The organism is Caulobacter sp. HMWF025, assembly GCF_003060965.1.
GTDB lineage: Bacteria > Pseudomonadota > Alphaproteobacteria > Caulobacterales > Caulobacteraceae > Caulobacter.
This window is the reverse complement of record NZ_QAII01000019.1, coordinates 1-14,592: the sequence shown is the minus strand read 5'-3', so window position 1 is coordinate 14,592 and position 14,592 is coordinate 1. Positions and strand designations below refer to the sequence as shown.

The window sequence follows — 14,592 nt, the reverse complement described above, 5'->3', positions numbered from 1 at the left end:
CCCCGCCGACGCCGCCGAGTTCCATCGCCGCACCCGCGATGCAGCCGATACGGTTTGCGCCGCCCGCACCCATGCCGAGCGCCTGGGCAGGCTGTCGGTCTATGCCTGCCACCGGGACTTCCATGCCGACGCCCAGGCCGAACTGAGCCGCACCCAGCTGGCCGACCTGCGCCGCGCCGGGCGTGCCGCTCCGACCCAGCTCGCGGCCCGCTAGTTCGGGCTGCGCATCCACGCTGCGACCGCCCAGGCATGGGCGTCGTGGCGCAGGGCGACGACGGCATCGCGCGGGTCCAGCCAGACCAGCCGGTGATCGTCCTCGACCTTGAGGGCGGTGTCCTCCCCCACCGCCCGGGCCCCGTGCACCCCGCCGACATTGCGCACCGGCTCGCCGTCGGACTTCAGGAAAAACTGAGACACGGTCAGGATCAGACGGTCGACCGCGACGATCAGACCGGTCTCTTCGCCGAACTCCCGCACCACGGCCTGAGACTCGGTCTCACCCGACTCGACCGCCCCGCCGGGCAGGTCGAAATACGGCGGCTTGCCGGGCTTGGTCACCTCGACCAGGGCAATCTGGCCGAGCGCGTTTTCCACCACCCCGAAGGCGGCCGCCCGCTCCCGGTAGTCGAGGCCCGCAACAGCCTGTCCGAAGGCGTACAAGGATCTAGTCCTTGCCGTAGAGGTCATTCCAGGGATCGGCCTTGCCGCTCTCGACATCCGCCACCGTGATCTCGGGGCGATAGCCGATCTTGCCATTGGCACTGTCACGCCAGGCATCGGTCACCAGATCGCGCAGGGCTGCGGCCCCGGCCGCCAGACGCTCCTGAACGAAGGCCCGGCCACGCGGATCGGTCTCGACCATGCCGCCGGCCTTCTCGAGCGCATAGAGCGGCTCAGTCAGCTTCCAGGTCTTGGTCAGATAGCCGACGACTCGGGTTTCGATCGAGCAGGCGCAGTTCACATAGGCCGGCATCAGCCGGGTGACCGCGGCCTCGTCCCCCGCCGCCTTGGCCAGGGGACCCTCGAAGTTGAAGTGGGTGGAGCGCGACTGGGTGTAGCCGTTGGGATTGGGATAGTCGCCCCAGCCATTGTAGTGCACCGACAGGTGCATGGGCTGGCTGGCATCGCCGACATAATGGGCCCAGGTACCCAGGTCGCGGAGCAGGAGCTCCTCGCGGCGCTTGAGATCAGCGGCATACCAGGCCTTGCGGACCGGATCGGTGGCCATCTTCTCGGCGGCGACCAGGATGCGCCAGTAGGTGAAGTCTTTCACCAGTTGCTGGTAGCCGTCGATCATCGCATAGGGCAGATAGCCGGCCTTCCAGCTGTCGGTGCCCGCCGCCCGCAGCGCGGTCTCATAGTCGGCGCGGGTCGGCGGCAGGGTTTCGACCGTGAACATCGGCCCGCCATACATGCGACCCTGGTCATCGATGTCGAGGAAGTGGGCGGAATCGCGGTCATGGTCGTGGATCTTGCCCGAGCCCTTCGAGCGGTCCGGCTCACGCGCATATTCACCGATGGTGGCGATCGCCGCCTCGGTCCGCAGGAAGGCCGGAACGTCCGACGGCAGGCTGCGGGTCCCGACAACCCCGACCACACGGTGGCCGGATGCGCCCCAGGCCAGGGCAGACTGGGCCGGTGCCGCGAGTGCGGCGGCCAGGACGAGGACTTTAAGGCTGGACGACAGTCGCGACATGCGCACTCCGCATTGGATCAACTCAGGACACACCCAGGCCGGACTCCACCCGCCCGATCCAGGCCTGAACGGCCGGATACAGGGACAGGTCAAAACCCCCTTCGTGGGCCACCCGGGTGTAGGCCACCAGAGCGACGTCCGCCAGTGTGAGGCTATCCCCCACGAGATAGGGCGTCTGAACCAGCTGGGTTTCGAGCCGCTGCAAGGCGGCGGCGCCACGCTCGACCAGCTTGGGATCGAGGTCCTCGCGGGGCTTGCCCAGATAGGCCATCTGGAAGCGGGCCACGGCGACATAGGGCTCGTGGCTGTACTGCTCCCAGAACATCCATTCCAGCATGCGGGCGCGATCATAGGCATCGGCCGGGATGAGGTCCGAGCCTTCGGCCAGATGGATCAGGATTGCGTTGGACTGGGCCAGGGGGCGACCGTCGGCCAGCACCACCAGCGGCACCTGTCCGGCCGGGTTCAGCGCCATGAACTGCGGGGTCCGCGACTCCGATTTCAGGATGTCGATCTCGACCCAGTCGAAGGCCAGGCCCAGATGGCAGGCGACCCATTTCACCTTCAGGCAGTTGCCGGACTTGGTATCGCCATAGATGCGTATGGACACGACTACACCTCCAGTGGGTTGTCACGAGACCGTGATCGGACTATTCACCGACCGCCCGACAGATACGCCGATAAGAGGATTCCCTCGATGCGTCGCACGCTCGCCGGATTTTTGGCCGTTTTGGCCATGTCCACCGCCCTCCCCGCCTTCGCTTCAGACTCCGAGTCCGCGCCCCAGAACGACCCGCTCGGCGACCTGATCACCGGGGCCCTGACCGGGACCCTGCCGGGCAGCCTCGAGTGGAAGATGCGCGCCACCCTGTATCATGCGGGGGCCAAGGGCATTCGTGGCCTGGACTCCCTGGGCTGCAAGGTCGCCGCCATGCGCACCGTGGCCGTCGACCCGAAGGTGATCCCGCGCCGCACCGTGCTGTTCATCAAGGAAACCGTCGGCCTGCCGATGCCGGACGGCACCGCCCATGACGGCTACTGGTACGCCTCGGACATCGGCGGCGCGATCAAGGGCCTGAAGCTGGACCTGTTCAGCGGCTCGGGTGCCAAGTCCATGGCCCCGCTGAAAAGCCTGAACCTGGCGGACCTTTCGGTGACCAAGGTCGGCGAGTTCAAGGGCTGCCCGCCGCAATAGACAGCCAGACCGGTCGGCACCGCTTGGTGAACGGCAAGGCACAGCCTACACAATGCGACCGGGACAGGATCTGAGAAGGTTCTAGGGGGTCGCGGATGGGTGTTTTCAGCAAGCTGGCATGGATCGCGGTTCTGGGCAGTCTGGCCCTGCCCGCTCACGCGGCCGACAATCTCACCCGTCTGAAGGCCCGCGCCGCCGGGATCGAGATTACCCGTGACACCTGGGGCATCGCCCACATCCACGGCAAGACCGATGCCGATGCGGTGTTCGGCATGGCCTATGCCCAGGCCGAGGACGACTTCAACCGGGTTGAAACCAACTACATCACCGCCCTCGGCCGCACGGCGGAAGCAGAGGGTGAAAAGGCCATCTGGAGCGACCTGCGCCAGCGGCTGTTCATCGATCCCGAGGTCCTCAAGGTCGACTACGCGAAAAGCCCCGCCTGGCTCAAGGCGCTGATGAACGGCTGGGCTGACGGGCTGAACTTCTACCTCGCCACCCATCCCGAGGTGAAACCGCGCACGATCACCCGGTTCGAGCCCTGGATGGCGCTGAGCTTTTCCGAAGGCAGCATCGGCGGCGATATCGAGCGGATTTCGCTGAGCCAGCTCGAGGCCTTCTACGGCAAGCGCCAGATGGCCCTGAATGACGACGAAAAGGGCCTGACCTTCCGCGAGCCGACCGGGTCGAACGGCATCGCCATCGCGCCGTCCCGGACCCTGGCCGGCAACGCCCTGCTGCTGATCAACCCGCACACCTCGTTCTTTTTCCGCTCGGAGATGCAGGTCAGCAGCGACCAGGGCCTGAACGCCTATGGCGCGACGACCTGGGGCCAGTTCTTCATCTACCAGGGCTTCAACGCCAGGGCGGGCTGGATGCACACCTCCAGCGGCGTCGACGTCGTCGACGAGTTCGCTGAAACCCTGGTCGAGAAGGACGGCCAGCGCTTCTATCGCTATGGCAAGGCCCTGAGGCCGGTCGTCAGCGAGACGATCACCATCCCGTATCGAGCGGCCGACGGCACGAAGGCTGAGCGGCGCTTCACGGTCTATCGCACCCACCATGGCCCCATCGTGCGCGAGGCCGACGGCAAGTGGATCAGCGTCGCCCTGATGAACAGGCCGGTCGCGGCCCTGGAACAGTCGTTCCTGCGCACCAAGGCCACCGACTATGCGTCGTTCATGAAGGTGGCGGCGCTGAAGGCCAATTCGTCGAACAACACCCTGTTCGCGGACTCAAAAGGCACCATCGCCTATCTGCACCCGCAGTTCATTCCGCGGCGCGACGACCGCTTCGACTATACCCAGCCGGTCGACGGGTCTGATCCGGCCACCGACTGGAAGGGGCTGCATGAGCTCGACGAGGCACCCCGCGTCGTCAATCCGGCCAATGGCTGGGCATACAACACCAACAACTGGCCCTATTCGGCGGCGGGGCCGGACAGCCCCCGGCAGGCCGACTTCCCGAAATACATGGACACCTTCGGCGAAAATCCGCGCGGCCTGCATGCCATCCGGGTTCTGGAGGGTCGCAAGGACTTCACCCTGCCCGGCCTGCTCGGTGCGGCCTATGACCCGTATCTGACCGCCTTTGCCCGGCTGGTCCCGAGGCTGACGGCGGCCTATGACGCCACGGCCGCCGACGATCCGCTTAAGGCGAAGCTGGCCGACCAGATCGCCCTGCTCCAGGGCTGGGACTACAAGTGGTCAGCCCGGTCCGAGGCCACCTCGCTGGCGGTGTTCTGGGGCGAGGCCCTATGGGCCACGGCGGCGCCCGCCGCCAAGGCCAGGGGCGTCAATGTCTATGACTACATGGCCGACCTTTCGACACCGGCCGAGAAGCTGAAGGCCCTGGCCGAGGCCTCTGACCGTCTGACCATCGACTTCGGATCGTGGAAAACCCCCTGGGGCGAGATCAACCGCTTCCAGCGCAATGACGGGGCGATCGTCCAGACGTTTGATGACGCGAAGCCCAGCATCCCCGTGCCCTTCACCTCGGCCCAGTGGGGCTCGCTGGCCTCCTTCGGTGCCAAGCGCTGGCCCGGAACCAAAAAATACTACGGCACCTCGGGCAACAGTTTCGTGGCCGTGGTCGAGTTCGGCAAAAAGGTCCGGGCCCGGGCGGTTTCCGCCGGCGGTGAAAGCGGCGATCCGGCCTCGCCGCACTTCAACGACCAGGCGACGCGCTACGCCCAGGGCAATTTGCGCGAGGTCTATTTCTATCCGGAAGACCTGAAGGGCCACGTGGCGCGGCGGTACCGGCCGGGGGAGTAGTGGCCAGCACTGGCCCCCTCCGCGCCTGCGGCGCTCCTCGCCCGAAGGGGGAAAACAATATCATCCGCCCCCTACGGGGGCGGACGGCTGCGCAGCAGCCCGGTGGGGGCAAGTCTCCCTAGATATCCCCGCCCACGTTCGGGGCTACGCCGGGGGCGCGGGCGACGTGGATGCCGCACTCGGTCTTCTCCTGACCGGCCCAGCGACCGGCCCGGACGTCATCGCCGTCCTCCGCCGGCTTGGTGCAGGGCCAGCAACCCACCGACGGGAAGCCCTGGGCGACCAGCGGATGGGCCGGCAGGTCATGCTCGGTGACATAGGCGTCCAGCTCGGCCTTGGACCAGTTGGCCAGCGGGTTGAACTTGATCTTGCCGTCGGCCTCCTCGACCACGGCCAGGCGCAGGCGATCGCCGCCGTGGAAGCGCTTGCGGCCGGTAATCCACGCCTCGAAACCGCCCAGCGCCCGGTCCAGCGGCAGGACCTTGCGGATATGGCAGCAGCCGTCGACGTCGGTCCGCCAGAGATCAGACTTGGGGTCCTGGGTGGCCAGATCGGCAAAGGCCGGACGCAGGTCGCGAACATCGGTGAGGCCGAGCCCGGCCGCCAGCTGCTTGCGATAGTCGAGGGTCTGGCCAAACAGCATGCCGGTATCGAGAAACAGGATGCTGATGTCCGGCGACACCCGGGCCGCCAGGTGCAGCAGGACCGCCGATTCCGCCCCGAACGACGAGACCAGCGCCAGACGGTCGCCATAGGTCTCATAGGCCCGGGTCAGGATCTCAAGCGGATGCGCATCGCGCAGCTCCGCGTTCAGCCGGGCGGCCAGACCGCCTGGCGCGGCATCCGTCTGGTCGTACGCCATCACGCCGTTCTTTCCTCGAGGGCCGCAGGACGGCCATCGGCGGCGCGCTGATAGACATGGCGGAAGCGGCCGACAGCCCTGGTCCAGGCCTCCGGCCCGGCTCCGTCGGCGGGCACAAAGGCGTCAAAGCCGCAGCGGACCATGAAGCCGGCCTGTTCCTGCAGAACATCACCGACCGCGCGGACCTCGCCGGCATAGTTCAGCCGCTCGCGCAGGAGCCGGGCCGAGGTATAGGCCCGGCCGTCCCGGAACTTCGGAAAGGCCACAGCCACCAACGCCAGCCGCGGCAGGTCATAGGCCAGGGCCTCGACCTCTTCGCTGGGCTCAATCCGCACGCCGACCTTGCGGCTGTTGGACGACAGCAGGGCGTCGCCCTCCAGCTGGAAGCGGCTCAGGGACAGGATGACATCGCCGGTCTCAGGGATGGCATCCTCGTCGGCCAGCGAGACGAAGGTGTCTTCGACATAGGCCGCGACGCCGTGGGTCAGCTTAATCAGCCTGGACATAGACCGCCTCCTTGAAGGGCTCGAGCCCGACGCGACGATAGGTGTCGAGGAACCGCTCCTCGCCGTTGCGCAGGCCCAGATAGGCCTCCACCAGGGTGTCGATGGCGCCGGCGACCTTGTCGGCCGGCAGGGCAGGACCGAGGATCTTGCCGATCGAGGCGTCTTCCGCGCCCGATCCGCCCAGCGACAGCTGGTAGAATTCCTCGCCCTTCTTATCGACGCCCAGAATGCCGATATGGGCCACGTGGTGGTGGCCGCAGGCATTGATGCAGCCGCTGATCTTGATCTTCAGCTCACCCACCGTTTCGGCCCGGTCCTCGTCGGCAAACTTTGCGGCGATGTCCTGGGCGACCCCGATGGCCCGGGCATTGGCCAGGGCGCAGTAGTCGAGCCCCGGGCAGGCGATAATGTCGCTGGCGAGATCAATATTGGCCGTGGCCAGATCGGCCGCCGCCAGGGCGGCGTGGACGGCCGGCAGGTCATCCAGCTTCACATGCGGCAAAACCAGGTTCTGGGCGTGGGTCACGCGCACGTCGTTGAGGCCGTACCGCTCGGCGAGATCGGCCACCACATCCAACTGGTCCGCCGTGGCGTCGCCCGGCGTCTGGCCCTGCGCCTTCAGCGAGATCTCGACAATGGCATAGCCGGGCTTCTTGTGCGGCTTGACGTTGTTGCGCACGAAACGTTGCAGGGCCGGGCTGGCCGCACGGGCAGCCTCGAAGGGCTCAGACACGGCCGGCAGGGTCTCGAACGGGGTCGCGGCGAAGGCTCCGCGGATGCGGGCCAGTTCGGTGTCGGGCAGATCGGCGCGGGCCGCGTCGATCTTGGCCCATTCCTCTTCCACCTGACGGCCGAACTCCTCGGCGCCGAGTGCCGCGACCAGGATCTTGATCCGGGCCTTGTAGATGTTGTCGCGGCGACCGTGGCGGTTATAGACCCGCAGAACGGCTTCCAGATAGCTGAGCAGGCGACCGACCGGCAGGTGCTCCTTGATGGTCGGGCCGACATGGGGCGTCCGCCCCTGGCCGCCGCCGACGATCACCTCGAAGCCCAGCGACCCGTCGCGGGCCCGACGCAGCATCAGACCGATGTCATGCACCTTGGCGGCTGTACGGTCCCGGGCCGAGGCCGTGACGGCGATCTTGAACTTGCGCGGCAGATAGCTGAACTCGGGATGCAGGGTCGACCACTGGCGGATCACCTCGCACCAGACCCGCGGATCATCCACCTCCTCGGCCGTCGCTCCGGCATAGGGGTCGGAGGTGGTGTTGCGAATGCAGTTGCCGCTGGTCTGGATGGCGTGCAGATCGACCTGGGCCAGGGCGTCGAGGATGTCCGGCGCGTCCTTCAGCTTCACCCAGTTGAACTGGATGTTCTGACGCGTGGTCATGTGCCCGTAGCCCTTGTCATAGGTGCGGGCGATCCAGGCCAAGCGACGCATCTGGGCGGGGTTCAGCGAGCCGTACGGAATGGCGACCCGCAGCATGTAGGCGTGCAGTTGCAGATAGAGGCCGTTCATCAACCGCAGCGGCTTGAACTGGTCTTCGGTCAGCTCTCCGGCGAGGCGGCGCTGGACCTGGCCGCGAAACTCGTTGGAGCGGTCGACCAGGAACTCACGATCGATGGCGTCGTACTGGTACATCGTTACTTCCTGCGGATCAGGTCGACGCGGCCGGTCGAGCGGGCGGCACCGGCGGCATGGCGCAGGGCGTCGATAGCCTCGCCGCCTTCAGCCTGCTTGCCATGGGTGGGTTCGTTGGTCGGGCCTAGGGCCCGGATGCGCTCGCGATAGCTGACCGGGGCCCAGTGACCTTCCGACGGGGTCAGGTCGATCGGATAGACGTCGACCACCACGGTCGGCTGACCCTTGCCGGTGGCGACAGCGGCCTCGACGGCCGCGTCGTCATTGTCGAACAGCTGCGCGTCGCCGAAGGCGTCGACCCACTGGCCGGCCTTCCAGAACACGACCTCGCCGTCGAGCAGGCGGTTGGCGGTGATGGCTTTCATGAGCGCGAGCTCCGCTCGAACGATTGGGACAGGGAAACGTCAGTCTGGACCGGTGAGACGTCGGCCAAGGCCATGGCCTCACCGACCATCAGCAGGGCCGGGCCCTTGAGGCCTTCGGCCGAGTGGGCCAGACCCGCCAGCGTCGTCAGGATCCGACGCTCGTCGACCCGGCTGGCGTTCTCGACGATCAGGGCCGGGGTCGAGGCCGCGCGGCCGGCGCCGATCAGCCGTCCGGCGATCAGGCCGGCGGTCGAGACGCCCATATAGACGACGACGGTCTGGTTGGGCCGGGCCAACGAAGGCCAGTCCAGATCCGGCTCGCCGTGAGCCGCATGGCCGGTGACAAAGGTCACGGCCTGGGCCGAACCGCGGTGGGTCAGCGGGGCCCCGGCACCGGCCGACGCCGCAAGTGCGGCGGTAACACCGGGCACGACCCGGCATTCAAGGCCGGCGGCGCGGCAGGCGGCCAGCTCCTCGCCGCCGCGACCGAACAGGAACGGATCGCCCCCCTTCAGCCGCACGACCGTCAGGCCTTCCCGCGCCAGGGCGACCAGCAGCTGGTTGATGTCGTCCTGCGGCAGGGTGTGGCGCGACTTGCGCTTGGACACGTCGATTCGCCGGGCCGCTGTCGGGGCCAGGTCGAGAATTTCTGAAGACACCAGGCCGTCATGCACCAGCACGTCGGCGGCGCGCAGCGCGTTGAAGGCCTTGACCGTCAGAAGCTCGGGATCACCGGGGCCGGCGCCGACCAGCCACACCACGCCAGGGGCACGCGTAGGGGCCGTCCCGTCGAGAAGGACGAGGCCGGGCTTGACGTTTCGGGCCGTGGGCCGGGGCATGAACGCGACAACCTCTATCAACACGGTCGGGTTAGACCGGCGGAATGCAAGACGGGGTCGCTCCGAAGAACGCCCCCTCTCTTGTCTCAAAAGAAAGACGGGGCCGCCCCTTGGGACGGCCCCGGCGCGTAAGCCGACGAAAAGGGCCGATCCGCCAGCGAACCCTTGCAAACTGGTCGCCGGCGGTCCAATTCGCAAACAAGGACTTCTGCCGGGGCGTTCAGTAAAACTCATGGAAAGACAGAGCGAGCGACGTCGACTTCCGCCTCTCAACGCCCTGCGGGCGTTCGAGGCGGCCGCACGTCACCTCAACTTCAGCCGGGCAGCGGACGAGCTGTCGGTGACCCCGGGTGCCGTCAGCCAGCAGATCCAGAATCTCGAGGACTATGTCGGGGCCGCCCTGTTCAAGCGCACGCCCAAGGGCCTGCTGCTGACCGACGCGGCCCAGACCGCCCTGCCCGCCCTGCGCGAGGCCTTTGACCGCCTGGCCGAGGCCGCCTCCCTGCTGACCGCCGCCGTCGACGGCCGCCGCCTGACCCTGACGGCGGCTCCGTCCTTCGCCGCCAAGTGGCTCGTGCCGCGCCTGGGCAAGTTCGAGCAGGCCCAGCCCCAGGTCGATGTCTGGCTGTCGGCCGGTATGGACGTGGTCGACTTCGCCGCCGGCGAGGTCGATCTGGCCATCCGCTACGGGTCGGGCCGCTATCCGGGCCTGGAAGTGACCCGCCTGCTCAACGAAACCGTCGTACCTGTGGCCAGCCCCGAACTGCTGGCTGGAAATGTGCTCGCCGGCCCCGAAGACCTGGCCCACCACATCCTGCTGCATGACGGCTCGCCCGATGCCGACGACAGCTGCCCAGACTGGGCCATGTGGCTGGCGGCCCGGGGTCTGCGCCATGTCGACGGCAGCCGCGGCCCCCGCTTCAACCAGTCCAGCCTGGTGATCGAGGCCGCCGCCAACGGTCGCGGCATCGCGCTCGCCAAGCGCACCCTGGCCCAGGCCGACCTCGACGCCGGCCGGCTGGTGATCCCGTTCGAAATGGCCACGGCCGTCGACTTTGCGTATTACGTCGTCCACCCCAAGGCCAAGGGGCGACTTCCGCAGGTCAAGGCCTTCGTCAACTGGCTGAAGGACGAGGCTGCTGCTCACGAGGCCGCGCTGCTGACCCTCGACAACGGCGCGGGAATTTAGCCCGTCGGGCAGTTTCCCCCGCACGCCAAAACCGCTTAAAGGGGCGCATGATCAAGACGACTCTCAGTGTCGACGCGCGCCTTGCCCCCGCCGACTGCCAGACCATGGTCGACGTCCGTCAGGGCGTGGACGCTCTCGACCGCGCCCTGGTAGCGCTGCTGGTCGAGCGGCAGGGCTATATGGAGGCCGCCGCCCGCATCAAGGCCGACCGCAGCAAGGTCTTCGACAGGGCCCGCATCGAGGACGTCGTCGCCAAGGTCAGGGCCGCCGCCCGCGAGGCCGGCCTGTCGGAAGCCATCGCCGAACCGGTGTGGCGCACCCTGATCGACCGCTGCATCGCCTATGAATATGCCAGCTGGGACAGCACGAAGGGCTCGTAGCAGCCCCCTTCCCCCATCGAGGGGGAAGGGAGACGTAAGACCCTACCGGTTCCCGCCGATCAGATCGCCCAGCCCGCCCAGCAGCGAACCCTCGCCCTGGTTGCTGCCCTGGCCCTGGGCGGCCTGCATCATCCGGCCCGCCAGGCGCGAGAACGGCAGGGACTGGATCCAGACCTTCCCCGGGCCGCGCAGGCGGGCGAAGAACAGGCCCTCACCGCCGAACAGCATGCTCTTGACCCCGCCGGCCATCACCAGGTCGAAGTCGACGCCGGGGGTATAGGCGGCCAGACAGCCCGTATCGACATGGAGCTCCTCGCCGGGGGCCAGTTCGCGCTCAACCAGGGTGCCGCCCATCTGGACGAAGACCCAGCCGTCGCCTTCCAGCTTCTGCATGATGAAGCCTTCGCCGCCGAACAGGCCGGTCATCAGACGCTTCTGGAAGTGGATGCCGATGGAGACGCCGCGCGCGGCGGCCAGGAAGCTGTCCTTTTGGCAGATCAGCTGCCCGCCCAGCTGGCCCAGGTTCAGCGGCAGGATCGAGCCCGGCGTCGGCGAGGCGAAGGCCACCCGGGCCTTGCCCTGGCCGGTATGGGTGAAGACGGTGGTGAACAGGCTCTCGCCGGTCACCAGCCGCTTGCCGGCCCCCAGCAGCTTGCCCATGAAGCCGCCGCCCTGGTCGCCCGAGCCGTCGCCGAACACGGTGGTCATCTGGACGCTGGCATCCTTCCAGACGAACGAGCCGGCTTCGGCTACGGCGCTCTCGCCGGGATCGAGTTCGATCTCCAGGAACTGCAGCTCCTGGCCCTTGATGTCGAAGTCGATATCGTCGGCGACGCTGGCGCTGCGCTGGTGGTGCCAAGGGCTGGAAGACATGGGTCTGGCGCTCCTGTTGAATGGAGCCCTCTTTTAGGCGGCTGCCGCCGGGAGGGCCAATTACACATCGTTCAGACTGGCCCTGAGGGGGCGAGACTAGCCCTTGAGGGACTTCAGCATCTGCTCATGGGTATAGGCGGCGATGTCCATCAGGGCCGCATCCAGGGCTGTGCGCACCGCATCCAGCCCCGCCTCACCGGCCTCGGCCTGCTCGCACACATCGCCAAGCGCCACAGCCCCCACGCCGCGGGCCGCCCCCTTGACCGTATGGACCGCATCCTGCCAGCCGGGATGGGCCGGATCCAGCAACGGGGTCCACATCGCCGCCTGCTCCCGGAACAGCGCCAGCACCTCGGCGACCACCCCGGAATCCCCGGCGGCGAAGCCTTCCAGGTAGGCGAAATCGACAGCGCCACTAATGTCTCGTCTGGCCATGAAATAGCCCCTTGCGTTCCAGGAATCTTTGCGTATGTTCCGCGCCTCGCCGCCGAGGCAAGCAAGGGCTTCGGACCGCGCGGGCGCATAGCTCAGTTGGTAGAGCAGCTGACTCTTAATCAGCGGGTCGTAGGTTCGAATCCTACTGCGCCCACCACTTCCTCCTAAAATTCAGTGACTTGGAATTTTCCCCTCGGGGGAAAAGCCCTGTCCGTTTCCCGTTTGCCGTTCCGGGAGTCGCGCCTGCAGCCCCCTGCCCTTCCGGTACGCCGGCCCCCGGAAAAACACCAGAGGCGCTGACCGCCGGGCGGGCCGTGATCTTGCGGCAGAGGTCAGGTGGGCGACCTGAGCGCAAACGGCGTCACCCGGCGCTCGTCTTCCAGAACGTCGAAAAGGCGGTCGACCGGCGGGAAGGCGCGCTGCGGACAGTTGTTGCGCTCACAGATCCGGCAGCTGACCCCGATCGGGATCGACGGGCCTTCGAGATCCAGACCCTCGGCATAGACCAGATTGTCCGCATACTGAGCCTCGCAGCCGAGGCCGAGCGCGTAGCGCCGGTCGGGCTGCAGGAACGAGCCGGAGCGCTTGACCACACCCCGGGCGATACAGACATAGCGCACGCCGTCGGGCATCTCGGCCAGCTGCACCAATAGCTTGTCGGGACGGGCAAAGGCGTCGTGCACGTTCCACAGCGGACAGGTGCCGCCGAACCGCGCGAACTGGAAGCGGGTGGCGCTGTGGCGCTTGGTGATATTGCCCGCCTGGTCGACGCGCACAAAGTAGAACGGCACGCCCCGCGCGCCCGGGCGCTGCAGGGTGCTCAGCCGGTGGCAGACCTGCTCGAGGCTGGTCTGGAAGGTGAGGCCCAGGCGCTCGATGTCGTGGCGCATGGTGCGCGCCGCTTCGCGGAACCGTTCATAGGGCAGCAGCAGCGCCCCGGCCGCATAGTTATAGAGTGCCGTTCGGCAGACCTTGGCGGCACTGTCGCTGCGCAGCCCCGCCGCCTCCAGCTCGGCCTCGACGGTCTCCGAAAGAACCTGGGCGACGATCTGATAGGCCATCTGGAAACAGCGGGTCGCCGCCGAGTCCGCCGCGCCCAGGGTCAGCCGCCCCTCGCTCCGATCGAACCGCCGCAGCAGGTCGCGCTCCAGCGAGCGCTCGACCGTGATGCCGAGCCGGGTCTGGAGGTAGCGCTCCAGGGCCGCCTCGGCCGAGCCACCGGGCTCGAGGCCCAGCCCCTCCGACAACGCCTCGGCGGCGACATCGAGGCTGTGCACATAGTTGTTGCGGTAGTGGAAGAAGTCGCGGACCTCCTCGTAGGGCAGCAGGGCGCTGGCGGCGACGGTCTCGTCCAGCGACACCGCCTCCTCGGTGGCCTTCAGGCGCTCGTCCAGCCGGCGATAGGCATGGTGCAGGGCCAGATAGGAGCGCGCCAGGTTCGGCGTATTGGCAACCGCCTGCTTCAGCTCGTTCAGCCCCGGGGCCTGCCCCTGGTCCAGCTGGTCGGCGGTGGCTTCACGCAGGTCGGCGATCAGCCTCTGGTCGTCGGCCGCATCCAGGGCCGAGGCATCGACCTCGAACACCCGCATCATGTCGATCAGGACCCGCGCGGTGATCGGCCGCTGGTTGGCCTCGATCTGCGATAGATAACTGGCCGACAGCCCAAGACGGGTGGCGCAGACCTCCAGCTTCCAGCCGCGCGCCTGGCGCAGATTGCGAACCTTGGGGCCGATAAAGAGCTTTTCGCGCACTTTACAACTTTTCCATTTCACAAACTCAACCCTCACAAACCACGCTTGCGGGCTTGATGGAAGGCTTGTGAGGCTTGCCAGTCGCCACAGTTTCCCGAATTTGTGTGGATCTGACAATTCCTCATGACTTCACGATCGAGAGCGCAGCCTTGCAGTCGATACTTCACGAACTGGACCGTCGCCGTGAGCAGGCTCGCGCCGGGGGTGGCGAGAAGCGGGTTGCGGCCCAGCATGCGAAGGGCAAGCTGACGGCGCGCGAGCGGATCGAGCTTCTGCTGGACGAGGGCTCGTTCGAGGAGTTCGACATGTTCGTCGAGCACCGCTGCGCCGACTTCGGCATGCAGGAGCAGAAGATCCCCGGCGACGGCGTGGTCACCGGCTGGGGCACGATCAACGGCAAGATCGTCTATGTGTTCTCCAAGGACTTCACGGTGTTCGGCGGCTCGCTGTCGGGGGCGCATGCGGCCAAGATCGTCAAGGTGCAGCGCCTGGCCATGAAGGTCGGCGCGCCGGTGATCGGCCTGTTCGACGCCGGCGGCGCGCGCATCCAGGAAGGCGTGGATTCGCTGGCCGGCTATGCCGACAT

17 protein-coding genes and 1 tRNA gene are annotated in these 14,592 nt (G+C 67.3%); 7 read left to right on the top strand and 11 right to left on the bottom strand.

The genetic code is table 11. The features are described from left to right. Positions 1 to 214: UrcA family protein (locus DBR10_RS02490; RefSeq protein WP_146187816.1), on the top strand; the 214-nt coding region annotated here is incomplete at its 5' end. Here DBR10_RS02490 and DBR10_RS02485 read toward each other — a convergent pair. From DBR10_RS02485 to DBR10_RS02475, 3 genes are read right to left on the bottom strand one after another with little or no spacing between them, the layout of a single operon-like run. Beyond that, on the bottom strand, positions 211 to 660 hold the full coding sequence (locus DBR10_RS02485) for an NUDIX domain-containing protein (protein WP_233243209.1): 450 nt from the start codon (positions 658 to 660) through the stop codon (positions 211 to 213). The two genes, DBR10_RS02490 and DBR10_RS02485, sit on opposite strands and share 4 nt — an antisense overlap. 4 nt (positions 661 to 664) lie before the next feature. Then, positions 665 to 1,696 carry a S1/P1 Nuclease gene (locus tag DBR10_RS02480; protein WP_108556119.1) on the bottom strand — a complete coding sequence of 344 codons (1,032 nt, stop codon included), beginning with the start codon at positions 1,694 to 1,696 and terminating at the stop codon, positions 665 to 667. Positions 1,697 to 1,718: 22 nt separating this feature from the next. Continuing rightward, entirely contained in the window at positions 1,719 to 2,306 is a 588-nt protein-coding gene (locus DBR10_RS02475) for a glutathione S-transferase family protein (RefSeq protein ID WP_108490160.1), read from the bottom strand. Positions 2,307 to 2,393: 87 nt separating this feature from the next. Between DBR10_RS02475 and DBR10_RS02470 the strand changes: the two genes are divergently transcribed. After that, a complete protein-coding gene (locus DBR10_RS02470; protein WP_108490161.1) occupies positions 2,394 to 2,891 on the top strand; it encodes a 3D domain-containing protein in 498 nt (165 codons plus the stop codon). Positions 2,892 to 2,986: 95 nt separating this feature from the next. After that, positions 2,987 to 5,164 carry a penicillin acylase family protein gene (locus tag DBR10_RS02465; protein ID WP_108556118.1) on the top strand — a complete coding sequence of 726 codons (2,178 nt, stop codon included), beginning with the start codon at positions 2,987 to 2,989 and terminating at the stop codon, positions 5,162 to 5,164. Positions 5,165 to 5,282: 118 nt separating this feature from the next. On the opposite strand, the gene DBR10_RS02460 is transcribed toward DBR10_RS02465, so the two are convergent. From DBR10_RS02460 to cobA, 5 genes are read right to left on the bottom strand one after another with little or no spacing between them, the layout of a single operon-like run. Next, complete coding sequence (locus DBR10_RS02460) at positions 5,283 to 6,026, bottom strand: phosphoadenylyl-sulfate reductase (protein WP_108504799.1); 744 nt, start codon at positions 6,024 to 6,026, stop codon at positions 5,283 to 5,285. Further along, positions 6,026 to 6,532, bottom strand: a complete 507-nt coding sequence (locus DBR10_RS02455; protein ID WP_108504798.1) for a DUF934 domain-containing protein — start codon at positions 6,530 to 6,532, stop codon at positions 6,026 to 6,028. Before DBR10_RS02455 ends, DBR10_RS02460 begins: the two co-directional genes overlap by 1 nt. Beyond that, positions 6,516 to 8,174 (bottom strand): nitrite/sulfite reductase, encoded by a 1,659-nt coding sequence (locus DBR10_RS02450; RefSeq protein ID WP_108504797.1) that lies wholly within the window; start codon positions 8,172 to 8,174, stop codon positions 6,516 to 6,518. Before DBR10_RS02450 ends, DBR10_RS02455 begins: the two co-directional genes overlap by 17 nt. 2 nt (positions 8,175 to 8,176) lie before the next feature. Beyond that, entirely contained in the window at positions 8,177 to 8,539 is a 363-nt protein-coding gene (locus DBR10_RS02445) for a DUF2849 domain-containing protein (protein ID WP_108556117.1), read from the bottom strand. Then, positions 8,536 to 9,378 (bottom strand): uroporphyrinogen-III C-methyltransferase, encoded by an 843-nt coding sequence (gene cobA / locus DBR10_RS02440; protein ID WP_108556116.1) that lies wholly within the window; start codon positions 9,376 to 9,378, stop codon positions 8,536 to 8,538. Before cobA ends, DBR10_RS02445 begins: the two co-directional genes overlap by 4 nt. A gap of 232 nt (positions 9,379 to 9,610) precedes the next feature. On the opposite strand from cobA, the gene gcvA reads away from it, so the two are divergent. Then, on the top strand, positions 9,611 to 10,567 hold the full coding sequence (gene gcvA / locus DBR10_RS02435) for a transcriptional regulator GcvA (RefSeq protein ID WP_108504795.1): 957 nt from the start codon (positions 9,611 to 9,613) through the stop codon (positions 10,565 to 10,567). A 47-nt stretch (positions 10,568 to 10,614) separates the two neighbouring features. After that, complete coding sequence (locus tag DBR10_RS02430) at positions 10,615 to 10,947, top strand: chorismate mutase (protein ID WP_108504794.1); 333 nt, start codon at positions 10,615 to 10,617, stop codon at positions 10,945 to 10,947. Between the two features lie 42 nt (positions 10,948 to 10,989). On the opposite strand, the gene DBR10_RS02425 is transcribed toward DBR10_RS02430, so the two are convergent. Beyond that, the gene (locus DBR10_RS02425; RefSeq protein ID WP_108556115.1) at positions 10,990 to 11,820 is read right to left on the bottom strand and encodes a TIGR00266 family protein; all 831 of its coding nucleotides are present in this window, start codon (positions 11,818 to 11,820) and stop codon (positions 10,990 to 10,992) included. A gap of 96 nt (positions 11,821 to 11,916) precedes the next feature. Further along, positions 11,917 to 12,255, bottom strand: coding sequence for an Hpt domain-containing protein (locus DBR10_RS02420; RefSeq protein WP_108503797.1), 339 nt, complete (start codon positions 12,253 to 12,255; stop codon positions 11,917 to 11,919). An 81-nt stretch (positions 12,256 to 12,336) separates the two neighbouring features. Here DBR10_RS02420 and DBR10_RS02415 point away from each other — a divergent pair. Continuing rightward, positions 12,337 to 12,412: transfer RNA gene (locus DBR10_RS02415), tRNA-Lys, on the top strand. Between the two features lie 175 nt (positions 12,413 to 12,587). On the opposite strand, the gene DBR10_RS02410 is transcribed toward DBR10_RS02415, so the two are convergent. Beyond that, positions 12,588 to 14,006, bottom strand: a complete 1,419-nt coding sequence (locus tag DBR10_RS02410) for a helix-turn-helix domain-containing protein (protein WP_108503796.1) — start codon at positions 14,004 to 14,006, stop codon at positions 12,588 to 12,590. A gap of 149 nt (positions 14,007 to 14,155) precedes the next feature. Here DBR10_RS02410 and DBR10_RS02405 point away from each other — a divergent pair. Then, on the top strand, positions 14,156 to 14,592 hold a 437-nt coding region (locus DBR10_RS02405), incomplete at its 3' end, for a carboxyl transferase domain-containing protein (protein WP_272482600.1).